Origin of the sequence: Lacihabitans sp. LS3-19 (assembly GCF_024343575.1) — a bacterium.
Lineage (GTDB): Bacteria > Bacteroidota > Bacteroidia > Cytophagales > Spirosomataceae > Leadbetterella.
Genome location: NZ_RJUA01000003.1, coordinates 1 through 19,754, shown reverse-complemented (window position 1 = coordinate 19,754; position 19,754 = coordinate 1). Strand labels below are relative to the sequence as shown.

Annotated in this window: 15 protein-coding genes; 2 read left to right on the top strand and 13 right to left on the bottom strand. The window is 35.5% G+C overall.

What is annotated here, in order from left to right; translation table 11 throughout:
* Window positions 1-106: 106 nt before the first annotated feature.
* The 9 genes from EGI22_RS04065 to EGI22_RS04025 form a co-directional block, all read right to left on the bottom strand.
* Window positions 107-2,755, bottom strand: a complete 2,649-nt coding sequence (locus tag EGI22_RS04065) for a sialate O-acetylesterase (RefSeq protein WP_255066583.1) — start codon at window positions 2,753-2,755, stop codon at window positions 107-109.
* A 587-nt stretch (window positions 2,756-3,342) separates the two neighbouring features.
* A complete protein-coding gene (locus EGI22_RS04060) occupies window positions 3,343-3,909 on the bottom strand; it encodes a nucleotidyl transferase AbiEii/AbiGii toxin family protein (protein ID WP_255066582.1) in 567 nt (188 codons plus the stop codon).
* 8 nt (window positions 3,910-3,917) lie between these two features.
* Window positions 3,918-4,208: a hypothetical protein gene (locus EGI22_RS04055; RefSeq protein ID WP_255066581.1), complete on the bottom strand. Its 291-nt coding sequence runs from the start codon at window positions 4,206-4,208 to the stop codon at window positions 3,918-3,920.
* Between the two features lie 261 nt (window positions 4,209-4,469).
* On the bottom strand, window positions 4,470-4,937 hold the full coding sequence (locus tag EGI22_RS04050) for a hypothetical protein (protein WP_255066580.1): 468 nt from the start codon (window positions 4,935-4,937) through the stop codon (window positions 4,470-4,472).
* Between the two features lie 238 nt (window positions 4,938-5,175).
* Window positions 5,176-6,216 carry a glycoside hydrolase family 43 protein gene (locus EGI22_RS04045; RefSeq protein WP_255066579.1) on the bottom strand — a complete coding sequence of 347 codons (1,041 nt, stop codon included), beginning with the start codon at window positions 6,214-6,216 and terminating at the stop codon, window positions 5,176-5,178.
* Between the two features lie 191 nt (window positions 6,217-6,407).
* Window positions 6,408-7,823, bottom strand: coding sequence for an MFS transporter (locus tag EGI22_RS04040; protein WP_255066578.1), 1,416 nt, complete (start codon window positions 7,821-7,823; stop codon window positions 6,408-6,410).
* Between the two features lie 22 nt (window positions 7,824-7,845).
* Window positions 7,846-8,967 carry an endo-1,4-beta-xylanase gene (locus tag EGI22_RS04035; protein WP_255066577.1) on the bottom strand — a complete coding sequence of 374 codons (1,122 nt, stop codon included), beginning with the start codon at window positions 8,965-8,967 and terminating at the stop codon, window positions 7,846-7,848.
* A gap of 165 nt (window positions 8,968-9,132) precedes the next feature.
* Window positions 9,133-12,066: an FAD-binding and (Fe-S)-binding domain-containing protein gene (locus EGI22_RS04030; protein ID WP_255066576.1), complete on the bottom strand. Its 2,934-nt coding sequence runs from the start codon at window positions 12,064-12,066 to the stop codon at window positions 9,133-9,135.
* On the bottom strand, window positions 12,063-12,239 hold the full coding sequence (locus EGI22_RS04025; protein ID WP_255066575.1) for a hypothetical protein: 177 nt from the start codon (window positions 12,237-12,239) through the stop codon (window positions 12,063-12,065). The genes EGI22_RS04030 and EGI22_RS04025 overlap by 4 nt, the downstream gene beginning before the upstream one ends.
* Before the next feature lie 394 nt (window positions 12,240-12,633).
* Here EGI22_RS04025 and EGI22_RS04020 point away from each other — a divergent pair, with 394 nt between their 5' ends.
* Both EGI22_RS04020 and EGI22_RS04015 read left to right on the top strand, forming a co-directional pair.
* On the top strand, window positions 12,634-12,906 hold the full coding sequence (locus EGI22_RS04020; RefSeq protein ID WP_255066574.1) for a hypothetical protein: 273 nt from the start codon (window positions 12,634-12,636) through the stop codon (window positions 12,904-12,906).
* A gap of 128 nt (window positions 12,907-13,034) precedes the next feature.
* Entirely contained in the window at window positions 13,035-13,715 is a 681-nt protein-coding gene (locus tag EGI22_RS04015) for a response regulator transcription factor (protein WP_255066573.1), read from the top strand.
* Window positions 13,716-13,807: 92 nt separating this feature from the next.
* Here the strand turns inward: EGI22_RS04015 and EGI22_RS04010 are convergent, their stop codons facing one another.
* The 4 genes from EGI22_RS04010 to EGI22_RS03995 form a co-directional block, all read right to left on the bottom strand.
* A complete protein-coding gene (locus EGI22_RS04010) occupies window positions 13,808-15,175 on the bottom strand; it encodes a HAMP domain-containing sensor histidine kinase (RefSeq protein ID WP_255066572.1) in 1,368 nt (455 codons plus the stop codon).
* Entirely contained in the window at window positions 15,176-15,859 is a 684-nt protein-coding gene (locus EGI22_RS04005) for a response regulator transcription factor (protein WP_255066571.1), read from the bottom strand.
* A gap of 362 nt (window positions 15,860-16,221) precedes the next feature.
* Complete coding sequence (locus EGI22_RS04000) at window positions 16,222-16,863, bottom strand: DUF4395 domain-containing protein (protein ID WP_255066570.1); 642 nt, start codon at window positions 16,861-16,863, stop codon at window positions 16,222-16,224.
* Between the two features lie 141 nt (window positions 16,864-17,004).
* Window positions 17,005-19,754 (bottom strand): T9SS type A sorting domain-containing protein (locus EGI22_RS03995; protein WP_255066569.1); only part of this gene is annotated, 2,750 nt, incomplete at its 5' end.

The window sequence follows — 19,754 nt, the reverse complement described above, 5'->3', positions numbered from 1 at the left end:
AACCAAATTTCTTTAGTTACTCAAAAGTTTAATAAAAAAAAGTATCAAATTTTTTCGATTTTACCGAAGAAGCTAAAAAAATCCTTAAATATTAAAATTCTCCCCCCTACCTCCTAACTTCCAAAATGTGCTCTGCTACATTTAGCATGGTGTCAATGTAGATGTCCTTTTCGTTTTCTTTTAGGTAGTGCAGCAGTTGACTGTGAGCTTCTTTGGAGACGTTTAGTGCGTGTTCGCCGCCTACACCGTGAAATAAGAAAACCAGAAGTTTACCTTGGGCTTGAGCTTGTTTTACTAAGGCTATCATTTCTTCGCCAGTTTTGTTTTCCATGCTGTAGCAGTCTATGTCCATCAGTTTTTGGTCTTCAAAACTGTGCATTTCGTGTCTTACGGCTCTGGCGGCGACAAATTCGTCTGAAAGGCTTAGGATAAATTCGCCTTCAGCAACTTTTTTGTGTCCACAAGTAAAGGCAAAAGTTCGTTTGTTTTTACCATCAATGGCTTTCAGAAAAGCATTGCACATCTTTATTTCTGACTGAATTTGTGCCATGGAATATTTACTCAAATCATACTCTGGCTTCACCCACGACATGCCTGGGCCACTTGCATCGCATGGATGATAGACGGTATGATTGCCTAATTCGTGACCATTTTGAGCAGCTTTTCGCCAATCGTTGATTCGATTTCTTGAAGCTTCGGAAGAAGAAGTTAAATAGAAAGTACCTTTTAGACTCAATGAATCTAAAGCAGGAGCCACATTGTCCAAATGCACATTTAGAGCATCGTCATAGGTTAAAACCACTGCCGCTTTTTTGCCTTTCCATGGTTTTGTATTGTCTTCGTCTTGGCCGTCAGTTCTAAAAGGTGAAGCGGGCAAACCTTCGACATTGTAAAAATTGACATTAGGATTGTCTGCCCAAGCGTACCTTACATAATATGGCTGAGCAATTTCAGGATTATAAACTTCAATTTTGTCTCCAACAATTTTGGCGGTAGCCCATTTAAATTTTTTGTCAGCTCCCGCAATCGCAAATTCTCTTAGTTCCTCGCCGTCTTTGCTTTTTAAACCGCCACCCACATGTTCGAAACTCAAAGTTATCTTATTGTTTTCAATACTAGCATTTTTGAAAATTGGTCCAGATGAAACTACATTTTCCTTATATACCAATTGCAAAGCCGCTTGAGCTAGCCTTTCACCCACATCTTTTTTGTTGTCGGGATGAATGTCATTCCATTCGCCAAGGTCAATTCCGACTGCCATAGCGGTATTTAGTGTATTAGAAGCTTTCAATTGAGCCTCACGAAGTTCTGCCCATTGACTTTCAGAGGGCAAATAATTGGCGTCCATAAAATTGGGTAATTGGACAAATAAAAATGGCAATTCACCTTGGCTCCACTGTTTTCTCCAATCCAGAATTTGAGCTTTTTGTAAGGCAGCATATTCTTGTGGACGACCCGCATTGCTTTCGCCTTGGTACCAAACAAAACCTTTTATGGTGAATTTTGTGGCTGGTGCCGCCATAGCATTAAACAAAGAAGTAGGTTGATTTTGTGCCGAAAAACTTGGATATACTGTACTTGGAGGGTTAAATGCTTCTCCAACTTTATATTGCCAAGTTCCATTTAAAGCCAATGTGTCATTTCCGGCTATAAGTCCATAAGGTTTGTCAGGAACAAAGCCGCCTTTTCCTCCATTATTGGTAACTTTTACCACCAAAATATTTTTACCTTCTTTGAGTAAATTATTTGGAATTGGATATCTTCTTTGGGGATACATATAGCCCGTTTGGCCTACTTTTACGCCGTTGATATACAATGCATCAGCATCCACTATTCTGCCCAAGAACACTTTCGAAGGCTTATTGAGCATTGAAGCTGGAATATTTATTTCTTTTCTATACCATACCACGCCATTTAGATTATTGACGCCTTGGTCTTCCCAATTACCAGGAACCGTAATCGGCAACCAACCTTTGGGCTGATAGGCCGTTTCGAACCATTTTGGAGATTCTAATTCACCTTTGTCTTTCGATACTATTTGTGGTCTTTTGAATCTTGAAAAAGAATTTACATAAGCAGTATCTTTATTTTTTTGGATAATTTCCATGATTTTCGAGAAATCCTTTAAGCCATCCTCGCTGGTCCAAGCTTCTATGGGTGTACCGCCAACACTTGCATTGATAATACCTATGGGAACTTTATATTTATCATAGATTTTTTTAGCAAAAAAATAGGCGACCGCGGAAAACTGGCGGACATTTTCAGGTGTGCAGACTTTCCAAGAGGCATTTGGATAATCATCTTTTTTTTCCACTAAATTGGTTGCTGTGGGAATCCAAAATTGACGAATATTTTCATTATTTGCTTCCGCTATATCTTTGGCATATAATACATGATGCAATTCCATTTGATGCACCATATTACTTTGACCCGAGCAAAAATAGACATCTCCAAAGGCTATATTTTTTAAAATAATATCATTTTTTCCTTTCAGGTTAATGACCTGACCCGAAGCAGCAATTTGTGATGGCAGCATCAATTCCCAATTACCATCATTGTCCGCAGTGGTTTTGTATTTTTTAGTGTTTAATGTCAGCGTAATTTTTTCTTTTGGCGATGCCCAACCCCAAATTTTTACGGGCTTGTCTCTTTGCAAAACCATGTCATTCGAGATAAGTTTTGGCAATCGTATTTGGGCATCAACTTTTAGAATATTGAAGAAGAGAAGAAGGGTAAATAACTTAATTACTTTCATAATAGTTTGGTTGTATAAGGTTGATTTATAACCACATAGTGCACATAGAATTACTTTGTCTTTATTTTTCACATAGATACATAGGGTTTAATCTATGATTCCATGAGATATTTTCTAAAGTGTTCTATGTGTTAAAATTTAGTCTGTTTTTTTTAACCACAAAGGTTACATAGCAATACTTTGTCTTTAATTTTCAAATAGATACATAGGGTTTAATCAATGATTCTTTGTGATATTTCCTTTTGTGCTCTATGTGTTAAAATTTGTGTTAATTTTTTTTACCACATAGTACTCATAAAATTACCTTGTCCTTAATTTTCACATAGTTTCATAAGATTAAATTCTATGATTCTATGTGGTATTTCCTAATGTGTTCTATGTGTTTATTAATAAAATCGTATTTTATTTCCTATACGGCACCAAAGTATTAATCTTACCATCAGCATCATAGGTAATCTCCGCCACTTTTACACTTCTAAGATGAGTGACACCAGCCGAAAGGCTTGAGTCGTGATAGAATAAAATAGCTTATAAATTTTTACAGATATACAAAATATTAAAATTCCTTTTGCAGCTAAAACTAGGTATCATTTAGTAAATTTAAAAAGCTCAAACTTTAAGAATTCTTTTACTTTATTCCAATCAATATTTGAATCAAATACAATTGGGTTAAAATCATTTTCAGCATCTTCAAAATAACTTAAACTTTTTAGAACATGAAAAATCTCATTTTGATTAAATTTCCGTATGTACAATTCTATTAAAGTATTCAAACTCATTTCTTGAAGAATATAGTAAATATCAAAAAAATCCTTTTTACTTCCTCTTTGCACAATTGCCTTTAATTTCATGGGGGCAATATCGTTTATATGAAGCATCCTTATATTTTGATTAAAAGTGCTTTCATATAAAATAGGATAGTTCATTTTCACTAAATCAACCTTTACATTATCTATTTCAGCAAAAATCAGCTGTTTGCCCTCAGATTTTAAAATAAAACTACCAAAAGTCTCTTTTAATTTTTCTATTAGTTGTTCATTGTCGAATGAATTAGGAGTAAATAAGTCTAAATCAATACTAAATCTATGTCCTTTTTGCAAAGCTAAGGCTGTTCCACCCACCAAATAAAAATCTTGAAGGACTTCCAAGTCCATAAGTTTTTTTAATAATTCAAATGTTCGGGGTTCAACTGTGCGAGTGTATAACATCTAAATTGATTTAAAGGAGCCTCAAAAATTAGGGAGCAAAAAGCTAGGGTTTTTGGATCAAGCCACCTTGTGTTCAGCAAAAGCTCTTTACACTGATCTTTACCATAAAATGCCATAACTTGTTTAAATTCTTCAAAACTACCTCTCACAAATACCCTTTGTACAATAGCAGATTTATGAATTTCTAAATCAATAGCATTCACATCTGTATCCCAAAAAAGTGATGGCCTCAAGGAAAGTGACATTTTAAATTAAATTTAATAATGATTTACAAATATATTTAAAAAAATGTCTCACTTAACAGGATTTAAAGTAAAGAAGTTAATTTATCTCTTAGATCATTTAATTCTTCTTAGATTTCCTAATTCATTATTTTACACATAGATACGATACATAGACTAACTAAGATTCTTAGCGGTTCAAGCATCAATGACCCTTTTTGCTTTGCAATACTCCATTGAAAAGGTGGTAAAATTGCTTGAATAGTCAATAAATGTATAATCATTTTATTTACTAATAAATTTATTACTGGAATTCACCATATTTTTAATTTCTTCAAATTTAGATTTAAATAAGAGATTAAAGGTTATAGAATAAACTACATTTATTAGACCTAAAATAGTTAGAAATAAAAACAAAGGTATAATTATTGCAAAATAAAATTTGTAGCCATAATATTTAAAATCTCCAATACCTGATATACTAACTGAAAACAATCCAGGCAGCAAAACGATAAAGTAGTTTGTAACTAAAAGGGATTTACGTATAATAAAGTTATTAAAATCTAAACTGTTGTAAATTAATACATTAACAAACGAATTGATTATAATTGAAAAAAAGCCAACAACCAAAATTATTGCGAATGTTACATTTTCTTTTCCATCAAATACATCAAAAGTTCTTGCCAAATTAAATCCACAATATGATAGACAGAGACTTCTCAAAATCTCTGATACAATTATTATAAAATTCATTTTGTTCATAATATTTTTGTAATTAAAAGGATTTAAAAAATTATAGGTAACACCACAATATTTGAAAGTACACTTAGATTGAAATTGATGTTTCTATTTGTAATTTCTGTAAGTAACCTATGAATTTACCTTTAATTCTTTTTCTACGAAATATGCCTAAATGTTTTTCCATTTCTATTATACTCGTATAAGTTTGAATGTTTTTCAGTTTAATTTCCAATATGTTCTTTTCTAATGTCTACTTCTTTTTATACGGCACCAAAGTTTTAATCTTACCATCAGCATCATAGGTAATCTCAGCTACTTTTATACTTCTCAGATGCGTGACACCAGCTGAAAGACTTGAGTCATGATAGAACAAATACCATTTGCTATCTACTTCACAAATAGAATGATGTGAGGTCCATCCAACTACTGGTTCGAGTATTCTGCCTGCATAAGTAAACGGCCCATAAGGGTTGTCTCCAATGGCATAGCAGATGAAATGTGTATCTCCGGTTGAATACGAGAAGTAATATTTTCCATTGTATTTGTGCATCCAAGCGGCCTCAAAGAACCTACGGTCGTTGTCGCCATTTAGAAGCTGATGGCCGTTTTCGTCTAAGATAAATACATCTTTGGCTTCGTGAGCAAATTCTAATAAATCATCCGTCATTTTTGCTATTTTCGGACAAAGGGCTGGTTCGTTATCTTCTGGTAAATGGGCAACAGGACTTTCTGGTTCTGAGGCATTGAATTTTCCTTCTCTCCAACGTTGCAATTGACCGCCCCAAATCCCACCAAAATACATGTAGTAAGAACCATCGTCGTCTTTAAAAACAGCTGGATCAATGGAGAAACTATCTTTAATTGGTTCATTTTGAGGCTTAAATGGGCCTATTGGAGACTTACCGATGGCAACTCCTATCCTAAAAATCCCATCATGGTCTTTGGCAGGAAAGAAAAGATAATATTTACCGTCTTTTTCATTGGCATCGGGTGCCCACATTTGTTTGTCTGCCCATGGAACCTGATTTACATGCAAGGCTACACCATGATCTTTGGCTTCAGCATCAACAGAATCCATTGAAATAACATGATAATCTTCCATGGCAAAATGACTACCTAGGTCATCAAATGCTTCTCCCGCATCCACATCATGCGAAGGGTAAATATAAATTTTACCATCAAAAACATGTGCGGATGGATCGGCAGTGTAAATGTGTTTTACAAGTGGCTGAGAAATCGCTCTATTGTTTAAATCTTCAAAATCAATATGTTCTATACTATCTTCGGGCATTTTGGTTATTGGTATATTGGTTATTAGTGTATTCGTTATTAGAGTATTAGTTATTGAGAAAATGGTTATTAGATTAATAGTTTTTATTAATTAGCTGGTTTTAATGAATTTAATCTACCAATTTTAATCGCCGTAAATAAAATCAGAATCATTCTTCCATTAACTCATTATCAAATTAACACATTAAAAAATCATCTCCTCTCCTTCAAATCTGCTTCGATTTGAAGTTCCATTTTCTTATTTATTTCATAAAAGAATAATAAGCCAACTGCTAGTAGAAATGGAATGGCTGGGAAAATACTTACCAATAGTTTGATTCCATTAATCGTTTCGGCAGATTGGGCTACCGTTGCGTTGGGTTGGTAATTAAATATTCCCAAAATCATGGTAAGCAATGAACTTCCGATACTCAATCCGCCTTTTAAACCCACCATCATGGCAGAAAAAATAATGGCCGTTGCTCTTCTGTTGTTTTTCCATTCTGAATAATCGGCCACATCGGCTATCATTGTCCAAAGGATGGGTGTGCTGATCCCATAAAAAAACATATGTAATATTTGTGAGCCAAACATCAAGCCGACAGATTGCGGCGGAAAGAAATAAAAGAATATGATGAATAATGTTGAAACAAATAATGAGGCCATAAATACGTTTCTTTTTCCGTATTTATCTGCCAGTTTTTTGGACATCATGATACCAATTAAGCCAATCAATATGCCACCTCCGTTAAAAACGCCCAAGCCCATCGAAATGTCGTTTTCAAATGTTGGCAGGAAACCTTTCATTGGCTCTAAAAACGTGGTCAATTGTGCTTTATCTACATAATTTTCAAAATAATAAACATAAGAACCGCCCTTCATTGCCAGTGTAATAAACACCAAAGTCGTTGTTACCAACATGATAATCCAAGGCACATTTTTGAACAAATCGCTCAAATCCTCTTTTAAAGATGATTTTTGTTCAGGCTTAGGAACCACTCTTTCTTTGGTTGAAAAAAAAGTAACCAAAAGCATCAAAGTACCTACTATTGCTAAAACAGTCATTACTTTCTCAATTCCTATCGCTTTATCGCCATTTCCTGCTTTTAGGATCAAATTGTACATAAAAACTTGCACAAAAAACTGCGAAAACATTACTGCTACAAAACGGTAAGCTGACATACTGTTACGCTCAGCCATATCTCCAGTGATGACACCGCTTAATGCAGAATATGGTAAATTGTTGGCGGCATACAGCAACAACAACAAACTATAAGTAATCACTGCATAAACAACTTTACCTTGATACGAAAAATCTGGGGTACTAAAAGCCAATAAAGCAGTAACGCCAAGTGGAACGGCAGTCCATAGGATCCAAGGTCTGAATTTGCCCCAACGAGTATTCGTTCTGTCGGCAATTGCACCCATTACAGGATTAAAAACAAATGCCGCAAACAATCCCACAAAAAGTGTGACAAGTGTAGCGTGTTCAGGTTTTAGTCCATAAATATCGGTGTAAAAATAGGCCAAATAGGTTACCAAAGTTTGGAATACCAAGTTGGCAGCAAGGTCTCCAAGGCTATAGCCGACTTTCTCTAAAACGGACAGTTTATGTGATACATCTTTCATATTTATTTCTATTTAGGGTTTGTTATTGTCCTGATTTTAATTGCATTACGGCGTTATAGGCTTTTTTGGGCTGACAGTCTCTATCAAATAACAATGGGTAATTTGTTCGATTTTTAATAGGCCAACCGTTTAGCCAAGAATGTCCATCATTTACGCCCCAAAAAGTTACACGGCTTATTTTATCCTTATTTTTCAAAAATAGTATAAATAAATCGCTGTATCTATTGGCCAATTTTGTGCCGACAGAATCCGGAAGAGCGTCTTTGTATTGGTTCATTTTTGGGTCAGCTTCGAAGTTCTGATTTACATCAGCTCCTTTCAGATCCCAGGGGTTTGGCAAAACGGTATAATCCAATTCGGTAAAAGCAACTTTAATACCCAATGCTGAAAATTCGTTAATCGCATCTTCAATTTCTTTTATGTTATTGCTGTTTATGCTCCAATGCCCTTGGATACCCACCCCATCTATTTTTGTACCACTTGCCTGCAATTTTTTGATCATGGCTATGGCACCTTTTCGTTTGGCAGGTTGCTCTATATTGTAATCATTGTAGTATAATTCTGCATTTGGGTCAGCTTTTGCTGCTAAGTCGAAAGCCATTTTTATATAGTCTTCGCCCAATAATTTATAAAAAATAGAAGGCCGCATTGTACCATCTTCGTTTAAAGCTTCATTTACTACATCCCAACTATTCATTTTGCCAGCATATCGTCCAGCAACAGTTTTGATATGATCTTCCATGAACATTTTTAGGGAATCTGCACTTTGGATTTTGTAAACAAACCTAGGCAATTGTGAATGCCAAATAAGCGTGTGACCCGCTATATACATTTGGTTTTTTTGACCATAGGCAACAAATTTGTCTGCAAGGTCAAAATTATATCTGTGAAGCTCAGGATGAATCACCTCTGACTTCATGATGTTTTCAGGTGTAATTGCATTGAACTGCTCTTTTATAAGCTTGTCAGCCTGTGCGTTCTTCTCTAAGATATGTTGGGTTCCTAAAGCGGTTCCAATCAAGAAATCATCTTGGTAGGCTTTTTTAAGTGATTTAGAATTGGATTGAGAGAAAGAATTAAAGGAATTAAGAAAAAGACAGAAAATAATTCCAAAATACAAATTAGGCCTAAGTGTAATTTTCATTTTTTAATAAATAATTGAATATCAGCATTTTCAACTGAAGATTGAAAAATAAGCGTCAATTTAACATTTATTCTTAAAAAACTAAAAAATTATCTTTTATTTAGAAAAAATTATCTTATTTTCTAAATAAATACTTTAATGAAAAAAACTAATTTTAAACTTAAATTAAAGTAAAGCATCCCACAAAATCTCCACAGGATGCTTTGCCACAACCTCTGTTCCGTCTTTGATTTGGTGGCGGCAACTGGTGCCCGGGGCAGCAATTATAACATCGGTAGCTTGCTTTCTAATAGTTGGAAAGAGTACGAGTTCGCCTATTTTCATTGAGACTTCATAATGCTCTTTTTCGTAGCCAAAGGATCCCGCCATGCCGCAACAGCCTGAGGGTATCAATTGCACTTCGTAGTTTTGGGGTAAGGACAGTATTTTCTTTGTAAAAACAACTGATGACAATGCCTTTTGATGACAATGTCCATGTAATTTTATCAATCGTTTTTCGTCTGTAAACTGATCTTTAGATATTTTCTTTGCTGCCATTTCATTTGCCAAAAACTCATCTATTAAGAAAGATTTTCCAGCCAATTTTTGAGCTTTTTCTTTCAATTCAGCAGGAACCAATTCCAAATATTCATCTCGTAAAGTCAAAATAGCAGAAGGTTCAATCCCAATAATCGGAATATCCGCTTTCATAGCTTCTGACAAAATTTTCACGTTTTCAATCGCTATTTTCTGTGCAGCCTTCACTAAACCTTTCGACAGATAAGTTCTTCCACTTTCTAGATGACGTGGCATTAAAACCTCATAACCTAACTTTTCCATAAGCAAAATCGCCTTTTCCCCTATTTCAACATCATTATAATTGGTAAATTCGTCACAAAACAAATAAACTTGTCCATTCGTAGCGTTTTGCTTTTTCTCATGTTTAGAAAACCATTTTCTTAAAGTAATTCGCCCCAAATTCGGAATAGAACGCTCCTGAGCAAATCCCAATATTTGTTTTGTAAGCGATGAAGTAAATGTATTTTTTATCAAAAAATTATACAATCCAGGTAAATAAGAAGCCAAAGCCTGAGATTTTGTAAAATTCCCTATCATCCAAGTTCGGAAAGGAACGCCGTTGGTTTGATAATAATGTTGCAAAAACTCCGCTTTCATTTTGCCAACGTCCACTTTTGAAGGGCATTCAGATTTACAGCCTTTACACGAAACACATAAATCCATCACTTCTTTAATCTCTTGATGATCAAAAGGATTTTCTTTGGTAGAATTGGTCAGAAAATTTCGTAAAATATTCGCTCTTGCTCGCGTCGTATCTTTTTCGTTTTTAGTCGCCATATAACTTGGACACATGGTACCACCCGTGACTTCTGTTTTACGACAATCTCCTGATCCAGAGCACTTTTCGGCCATTCTGAGAATTCCTTCTTGCTCCGAAAAATCAAAAAATGTGTCGATTTTCGGTGATTGTTTATCTACCTCAAAACGAAGTGACTCGTTCATTGGAGGCGTATTTATTATTTTATTGGCGTTAAAAATGCCATTTGGGTCGAAAATTTGCTTCACTTTTCGGCATAAATCATAGACTTCTGCTCCCAGAACACTTTCTATAAACTCACCTCTTAATCGTCCATCTCCATGCTCACCACTTAAGGAACCCTTGTATTTTTTTACAATTCCCGCCGTTTCTTTTAATATCGTTCGGAATAATTCTTTGCCTTCTTTGGTCTTTAAATTTAGAATTGGCTCTACATGCAACTCCCCCGCTCCGGCATGAGCATAATAAGACGCATTAACGTCAAGCCTTTTTAGTAAATCCTGTAAATCAGCAATATAAGCAGGTAAATCTTCTGGAGCTACTGCACAATCCTCTATTAAATTTACAGGTTGAATATCTCCTTTTAGATTTCTGATTAAGCCCAATCCTGCTTTTCTTACGTCCCAGGCTGGAATAGTTTTTTCGCCTTTTATTACGGGATAAGCGTAACCAAGATTGGCCTTTTGCAAATCCAAAATAAGTTGATTGGTTTTTGTTTCTAATTCTAAAGCAGTCTCAGCCATAAACTCAACCATCAAAATTGCGGCGGGGTCACCCTCAATAAAAAAGCGATTTTGGTCGTAAACAGGATGCCCTTTTGTAAAATCCAAAATGTATTTGTCCACCAATTCGGAAGCCATGGGATTGTGCTGAAGTGCCACCAAGTTGGCATGAAGCGACTCCTGAATGCTGTGGCAATGCACACAAACAAGGGCGATTTCTTTTGGAGGAAGCGGCAGTAAATTTAGTTTGGCTTCAGTCACAAAAGCCAAAGTACCTTCGGAACCTGCCAAAAGTTTACAAAAATTAAACGAAGCCGAAGAATCTTCACTAAACAACTCATTATCAGCCAACATATCCAAAGCATAGCCTGTATTTCTACGTTTTAGCGACTTTTTGGGATATCCTTTTTCTATGGCCAAAAGATTATTCTTATCACTTAATATATTTTCGAAACCTCGATAAATTACCCCTTCAAGCGAATCCAAAGCTTTCTTTTCATCAAATTCTGCCTTTGTCAATGCCATAAATTCCGCTGCTGTGCCGTCACTTAATAATACCTTCGCCTCCAAAAAATGACTTCTCGTATCTCCCCAAACTATTGAATGCAGTCCGCAAGAATTATTTCCTATCATTCCTCCTATCATCGCCCGATTTGAAGTAGAAGTTTCTGGACCAAAAAGCAAACCGTAAGGATTTAATAAAACATTCAAATCGTCTCTAACTATACCTGGCTGAACCCTAACCCATCGCTCTTCAGCATTAATTTCCAGCACTTTACCAAAATATTTAGAAATATCAACTATTATCCCTTTTCCAACAACTTGTCCAGCCAGAGATGTGCCTGCGGAGCGAGGAATCAAAGTGATTTGATGCTGATTTGCAAAGCTTAAAAGCAAATTTAGATCCTCAATATTTTTAGGAATCGCGACCGCCAATGGCTTTTCTTGATATACAGAAGCATCCGTAGAATATAAAATTCTTTGGGCTTGGTGTATGGCTGAATTGTCGTAAAAAAGTTCGCCTGAAAACTGCTTATCTAAACTTTCGAAATCTGGTTTCATTTGGTTTTGAGTACTTTAAAAAATATTTTTATATGTGTTGACATTGTGTTGTTTGTGCCTTGAGTTGTTTGTGCCATGCGTTGTTTGTGCCATGCGTTGTTTGTGCCTTGATTTGTTTGTGCCATGTGTTGTTTGTGCCATGTGTTGTTTGTGCCATTTGTTGTTTGTGCCATTTGTTGTTTGTGCCATTTGTTGTTTGTGAGGACACAAACAACGGCCAACGGCCAAACAACGGCCGTACATCGGCTAGCCGTGGCAATTTAGTTATTTTTTAAATCAAAAATTAAACATTTAATTTATCAGACATAATATTGATAAAAAAGTCAGATTCATTCTGAATTAAAGTATACGTCAATTTTGTGTAAAGAAAATTGGGGCTCAATTTTTAGTCTACTAAAATCAATTTGAAAAGTATTTTTGTTAAAAAAAAGTACTGAAAAAACAAAATACTTCAATTCAATATTTTAACCCATTTTCAATCTGGAATTATAAAATTTTTAAGAACCTAAATCTACTTTTGAATTGCACTCAGGGCTAAATTCTGAGTGATTAAAAAAATTCAATAAAATGAAAAAGATCTTATTGTTGACTTTCGCAGTCGGCACATTCGGTATTGGAGCAGCTAATGCTCAAAACGTTACTAAAACTCCAGCTATGCAACAAAATCCAAATCATTTAAAAAAGGCTTCACAAACGTCGACTGGAATAAAATCCGATAAAATATCCGATGCTGAGGCGAGGAATTTGAAGGAAAATTCTTTTGCAAAAAACGAAACGACAAAACCTAAAATGAAAACCACAGATCAAACCTCTAAAAAACATCATAAAAAGACGAAGTAAATTTTAATAGCTCTAAAATTAAACCTGCTTTTTTGGGAAAGAGTAGGTTTTTTTAACGTATTTTTAATTCGAAATTAATATTATACTAAACCCATCAGGCGACTTTTGCCTATTATAATAATCCAAGTATGAGAGCCTTAATAATAGAAGATGAAAAACGATTGGCGGAATTTATCCAAATGGGATTGGAAGAAAACGGCTATCAATGCCTGATGGCCTACGATGGCAAATCAGGTGCAGAAATAGCCCTGACACAATCCTTCGATTTTATCCTTATGGACATCAACATGCCCTATATAAATGGTATAGAACTCACTGAAAAGCTGAGAAAAAATAATATCAATTGCCCAATACTTTTACTAACTGCAATGGGCGGCATATCTGAAAAAATAGCGGGTTTAGATGCTGGAGCGGACGATTATTTGGTGAAACCATTCGAATTTCAAGAGCTTTTGGCGAGAATCAGAGCGATGATGAGAAGGGTGAATACCGAGGAACAGAAATTTGAAAAAATATTGAAAGTTGGAGATCTAGAAATGTTTATTAGCCAAAAGGTTGTAAAACGAGGAGAAAAGCCTATAAACCTGACCTCAAAAGAGTTTTCATTACTTTACTACCTTATCAAAAACAAAAATCATGTGATGTCAAAAACAGATATTTTTGCTGAAATCTGGGACCAAAATGCCGAAATGGACAATAGCAAAGTGGAGGTTTATATAAACATGCTTCGTAACAAAATAGACAAGGATTTTGAACCCAAATTAATTAATACCGTTATGGGAATGGGCTACGTTTTAAAAGATTCATGAAAATAAAAAATCTCAATAGTAGAGAAGAATTTCGCAAATTGCAAAAGTATAATTTCGGGCAGAAAAATTAAATAAAACTGACTTATTCTCACTTAATACGGCAAAAACAAAGAAAAAACACTCCCTTCACCTTCCTTTGAAACTATCTCTACCTTACCACCGTGGAGTTCCATTATACGTTTTACCAAAGGCAAACCAAGTCCATGCCCGTCTATCATTTTAGTGTGAGATGCCCTGTAAAATGGCTCAAAAATATGTTCAATTTCGGAGGCTGGAATACCTTTTCCATGGTCTTTAAACTCGATTTTAATTCCTTTTTCTACTGGTATAATTTTTACTTCACAAGTTTTATTTGTAGAATATTTACAAGCATTGTCCATTAGGTTAGTCATGGCAATTCTTAAAATTTCCTTATTAACATGATTTAATTCAAGTTGACGCTCTGATTCAAAATTCTCTTCAAAGCCAACATTTATTTCGTAAGGTTTATTTTTACCAAGAAGGTAGTTTCTGCTTTGCCATACAATATCGTCTATTCTGGCCGCTTCAAACTCAACCTGATGGCTGTCGGAATTGGCTCTCGCTATAAGTAAAAGGTCATTGAGCAATTCATTTATTTCTTTAACCTCAAATCTTACTGTATTCAGCGTATTTTTATATTCTTCAATGCTTCTATCTCTCATAAGAGCCACTTCTGTGTGTCCCATCAAAATAGCTAAGGGCGTGCGTAGCTCATGTGTAGCAAATGACACGAAGTTTTTTTGCTGATCATAACCCGCTTTTAGTCTACTCATAAGGCTATTAAAAGTATTGGCCATCATGCCAATTTCGTTATTGTAAGAGGACTCGGAAAGCTTTTGGGTTAAATCATGCGACGAAAAAATCTCCATCTTTTTTGCAATATTATACAAAGGCATCATGGCGTTTTTTACCATAAAATGTATAAACCCAAAAGATATTAAAAAAGTAATAATACAGCCCGCAATCAACAACTTTCCAAGATAATTCTCTTTAGATAAACCATTCTTATCCAAGCCCTTAGCATATAATATTATAGGTTGATTTTTTATTAAATCTTCATAAATAAAAAAAATAGATTCTTCGCGGTCGGCCTCCATTTTAAGGTCATTTCGCTTTATTTTTTCTATTTTGGATCCTTCAAGAGTGGATGGTGAATTAATCGAACCCAAGATTCGCTCTCCATTTAAATTATAGAATCCATATTCTTCGTTTTTGAGAAAATTAAGATTTGATTTCCTAGCAATGATTAAAGAATCTAGTTTAAGTTGACGCATGTCCAGCATCAAGGTTTGTCTTGTAATTACTCTATCTTTCAGGATATTATAAAACTCCACCTTTCGATTGGAACGATAAAACAAAAATATAAAAATAGAAAAGACACTGATGATGATTGCAAATAGTGCTGATGACAAAAGCGGCTGTTTCTGAGAAATCTTCATTTACTTTTCAATTTTCTTTAAAATATAGCCCATTCCTACCACCGTATGAATAAGTTTTATGTTGCTGTTTTTATCAATCTTTTTACGTAAAAAATTAATATAGACATCAATCGTATTGGTACCTGTATTGAAATGAATATCCCAAACTTTTTCGGCAATATCAGCCCTTGAAAGTACTTTTTCTTTGTTTTTCATAAAAAACTCAAGCAAGGTATACTCTCGAGAAGATAGCGATATCTCTTCACCATTTCTTATGGCGACTTTCTTGCTGGTATTTAATTCTAAATCAGCAAACTTCAAGGAATGCGAAAGATTATTCTCCGAATTGTTCCTTTTATGTAAGGCATTAAGCCTAAGTATTAACTCCTGAAACTCAAATGGTTTGGTCAAATAATCGTCAGCACCGGCTTCAAATCCAAGGGTTTTGTTGCTAATACCTCCCATTGCTGTTAACATCAACACTGGTGTATTAATATTTTCTTGTCTTAAATTTCGGGTAATTTCAAAACCATTCAAGACTGGCAGGTTTACATCAAATATACACACGTCATAGTTATTCGTTTTAGCTTTTATATTACCTACATATCCATCAAAAGCTACCTCGACGGAATGTTGATTCTCTTCAAGTCCAATTTTTAGAAACTCTGCTAGTTTTGGTTCGTCCTCGACCAATAATATTTTCATAATTCAAATGTAATGTTTAAAATCCGAAATCATTTTAATTCAAATAGAAGTCCTAACCTTTAGAAAAATAAAAAATGAGATTAAAAAACCATTAAAACTGTCTTAAAGATTTTTAACATACATTTTTAAATCAATTTCGCAATGAATACCAATTAATATTGGCAAAACAAAAAAACCTTTCTCCGAAAATTCAGAGAAAGGTTCTAGCTAAAAACTACCCTATAAACCCACTATTTAAAAAAACTATATTCAAATTTCCCTTTTGAAACTAAAATTCAAATAAAATGGAAATTAAAAAAAGGTTAAAGTTGAGTTTTAAAACAAAGTTTTAATAGGATCGAAAAAAGCGAAAAATTATCAATTTATCCTTTCAAAACCTTCATCAAATCTCTCGGTGCTATACTGAAATAATCGTTGAAGGCGTAAATCATTAGAGCTAAAAATAAGCCAAATGCTATTAAGACTGCAAATTGTGTCATTGAAGTCTTTTGGATTTCTTGTCGATCTTTCAATTCACAAACTTCTCCTGGGCAATATTGAACTTTGTTTTTATTGAACATCCCGTAAATTTTGCAACCGATACAAATCCCAAAAGCTAGCTCAAAAAACATCAAAATCATGCAAATCAAACATGAAAGCCCATTGAAAATACCATAAGCATTAAACACAATCATGTGGACAAACATGGCTGAGGATAAAGTCAAGCCAATTATCCAAGCGAATCTTTTTTGGGCTGCACCAACGTACTGTGGTGTTTGGTTTCTGACCATAAATCGGCCAATAATGAGCGACGGAGAATATTTGGGATTGATAAAAACACGAATGGCCATGTCTATCATAAAAATAGTGATGAAGTACTTAATCATCAGGAAATCAGCCTGAAACATGATTTTCATAAATGAAATAATCATGATCAAAAATAATATTCCAGCTCCGCCCCTTATTTCTCTTTCGTTCAGAACCGGAATATCATAACCTTCTACAGTTTCTCCAAATTGTTTCATAGTAATAGCTTTTATAATTTTTGCTCAAAAAAAACTATTATCCATTAATAAAATTTTGTTTAGTACACTAATGGCAAAAATTAGTGATGATTGGGAAACGTCTATTTAAGTTTTAAACAAAAAATACATTTCTTAAATCGGTTATTTCTGAAGGTATATTTTAAACTTTTCTACCTTTTCTCCTGTATTAAGACTTATGAAATACATACCATTATTTAATTTATCAAAGTTGAAACACATTCCATTTTCCAATAATTTAAAACCGTAAATATCGATCTCATTCCCAAGAATATTAAAAACTTTTACATCTAGGATTTGAACATCCTTCCCATAAAATATAATGTTAAACTCTCCTTTCGTGGGATTTGGGCCTATTTTTATTTCATAATTTTTTGGCTCAGGAATCAATGATTCAATTTTCTCAATTTCCTTCGATTCATTTTTTGATATCAAACTATCTTCTTCAGTTCCTACCACTGCTGTATTGCTGCAGTCGGTCGGTTGGCCTTTGAGTACTACGTTGCTGCCAGACTTTATTTTGCTGGCTATCAGAATACCATTGATGGTCGTCTTTTTGTTGGCATCCGCATTCTTGATTTCTATGCCCGCTTGACTGTGCAAGTAAGCATTTATTTGGCTACCCATCTCTATGCCCACATTCTTGGCAGTGAAGATTTTTACATTTTCTTGACCTTCATTTATCGTGATTTCTTGGTTAAATCTTGTGTAAGTTTTGATATGTACTTTGGCCGATTGCTCAAAGTTTAGTTTGCCCCCTTTCTTTATTTTTAAGGTTTTGAAATATACATCGCCACTACCTGTGTAAGTCAGTGTGGCGTTTTTGCCCACTTTCACTTTGCCAAAGTCGTTCTCACTAAAACTGCCTTCTTTGCCATTCTTTACTTTTAGCTTTTTGCGGGTGCTTTTGTCGTTGGCCTCAAAAGCAAGTGGCGTTGGTGCAATTCCTTTGATTACCAAACTTGGCTGAGTATCTGCCACCAATACATCCGATTTGACAAAAACATTGGTCGGCCCAAAAGTAGACTTGCTCAGGTTGACCGTTTTGCCTGCTTGGTAGGTTCCGAGTCCACCATATTCTATCGCACTGCCATTTACCTCTATCCTTTCCGAGGCCAACATGGCGTATGAACACAAACAGTTGCCTTGGTTGTCGGTAATGTTGATACTCGCGGTGGCCGTGGTGATGTTACCTGAGTTATCTGTTAATGTGATTGTTACGTCGTTTTTGCCGATATTGCTACAATTGAAGCTTTCTTTGCTTAAGGTGGTTTGTTTTATGCCACAATTGTCTGTGGCTTCGGCTACTACTTCCGCAGCTGTTAGTTTTACAAAACCATCTTTGTCCAGGCCAAAAGTCAAGTTATCTTTTAGTTTCAAGGTCGGTTTAGTGCTTTCTGCTATGGTGATTTGTAGTTTTTTCTCGGCCTTGTTTCCGTTGTTGTCTTCTACGGTGTAAGTCACCTCTACCTTGCCGGCATTGGTGCAGTCAAAGCTGGTTTTAGACAAGGTTCTGCTCTTTATACCGCAGTTGTCTGTGCTGCCATTGTCTATGTCTTCTACCTTCAAGATGCCTTTGCCTTCGGCATCCAAGATAACCGTGAAGTCTTTGGTGATTATGCTCGGTGCCATGCTGTCTATGACTGTAATGGCTTCTTTTTTCATCGAAACATTGCCGTAATTGTCTTTTGCAAAGAAGGTAACGCTGTCATTACCGATGTTTTCGCAGGTGAAGGTGCTTTTGGATACATACATGCTGTCTATTTTGCAATTGTCTGTAGAGCCATTATCTAGAGCAGTGGCTTTTAGTATTGCTTGGCCGCTGGCGTCTAGATATAGCTTGGCTGGTTTGGTAATTATTACTGGAAACTTGGTGTCTTTTACTACCAAGCTGAGGTCAGTTACCAAAACGTTGTCGTTTTTGTCGGTTGCCCTTATATTTACTGTTTTTGACTTGGTTTCGCAGGTTATTATTTCCGAAATAATATCTATGGATTTTAAACCACAGGCATCATATATATTCAAATTTGGGGTGTTTTTGTCCAGTATCAGCTCCGCACCCTTGTCTAGCTCTATTTCTAGCTTTTTGCTGCTTTGATAGGGCAGCGTGTTGTCCACTACTTTCACAACGGCCGAGGCCTTGGATACGTTGCCAGAGGCATCGGTAGCGATGAGGTCAACACTGTTGAAACCTACGTTTTCGCAGCTAAATACAGATTTGCTCAAACTTAGTTTGTGTACGCTACATTTGTCAAATGTGCCAAAATCTATGTCCTCTGGGTTTAAGGTGGCATATCCATCAAAGTTTAAGAAGATCACAGCATTTTTAGTTGATACTTGGGGGGCTGTTACGTCCAGTACCGTCACCGTACACCATTGGGTGGTTTGGTTGCCTGCGGCGTCTTTTACGCTTACACTCACCAGATTTTTGCCCATATTGTCACAGCCAAACTGGGTCTTGCTGAGCTCGATGCTGCTTATATTGCAGTTGTCAGTGATGCCATCGTTTATCTGGGCTAAGGTCAATGCAGCTATTCCATCTGACGAAAGGTTGATGACGGCGTCTTTGAGCCTCACCACTGGTGCCTGGTTGTCAACCACCGTCAGTGTATTTGTGCAGGTACTTGATGAACCATAAATGTCAGTTACTGTCAGCGATATATTATAAACTCCCACTCCAAATGGACCGACAGGGCTGATACTATAAGTGATGTCATCGCCATTGGGGTCACTTGAGCCTGCTCCTATTTGTGCTGCTGTAACCGTGGCCTGACAGTTAGATCCTATAGATACTGTCAGTGGTGTGCAGGCTGCTATTGGAGGAACATTGAGAGCTACTGAACTTATACCTGAGCCAATGGCTGTATCTATAT

Bases quoted from the DNA above. Each gene is read 5' to 3' on its own strand.
- EGI22_RS04065 (WP_255066583.1), bottom strand. From the start codon at position 2,755: ATGAAAGTAATTAAGTTATTTACCCTTCTTCTCTTCTTCAATATTCTA.
- EGI22_RS04060 (WP_255066582.1), bottom strand. From the start codon at position 3,909: ATGGACTTGGAAGTCCTTCAAGATTTTTATTTGGTGGGTGGAACAGCC.
- EGI22_RS04055 (WP_255066581.1), bottom strand. From the start codon at position 4,208: ATGTCACTTTCCTTGAGGCCATCACTTTTTTGGGATACAGATGTGAAT.
- EGI22_RS04050 (WP_255066580.1), bottom strand. From the start codon at position 4,937: ATGAATTTTATAATAATTGTATCAGAGATTTTGAGAAGTCTCTGTCTA.
- EGI22_RS04045 (WP_255066579.1), bottom strand. From the start codon at position 6,216: ATGCCCGAAGATAGTATAGAACATATTGATTTTGAAGATTTAAACAAT.
- EGI22_RS04040 (WP_255066578.1), bottom strand. From the start codon at position 7,823: ATGAAAGATGTATCACATAAACTGTCCGTTTTAGAGAAAGTCGGCTAT.
- EGI22_RS04035 (WP_255066577.1), bottom strand. From the start codon at position 8,967: ATGAAAATTACACTTAGGCCTAATTTGTATTTTGGAATTATTTTCTGT.
- EGI22_RS04030 (WP_255066576.1), bottom strand. From the start codon at position 12,066: ATGAAACCAGATTTCGAAAGTTTAGATAAGCAGTTTTCAGGCGAACTT.
- EGI22_RS04025 (WP_255066575.1), bottom strand. From the start codon at position 12,239: ATGGCACAAACAACAAATGGCACAAACAACACATGGCACAAACAACAC.
- EGI22_RS04020 (WP_255066574.1), top strand. From the start codon at position 12,634: ATGAAAAAGATCTTATTGTTGACTTTCGCAGTCGGCACATTCGGTATT.
- EGI22_RS04015 (WP_255066573.1), top strand. From the start codon at position 13,035: ATGAGAGCCTTAATAATAGAAGATGAAAAACGATTGGCGGAATTTATC.
- EGI22_RS04010 (WP_255066572.1), bottom strand. From the start codon at position 15,175: ATGAAGATTTCTCAGAAACAGCCGCTTTTGTCATCAGCACTATTTGCA.
- EGI22_RS04005 (WP_255066571.1), bottom strand. From the start codon at position 15,859: ATGAAAATATTATTGGTCGAGGACGAACCAAAACTAGCAGAGTTTCTA.
- EGI22_RS04000 (WP_255066570.1), bottom strand. From the start codon at position 16,863: ATGAAACAATTTGGAGAAACTGTAGAAGGTTATGATATTCCGGTTCTG.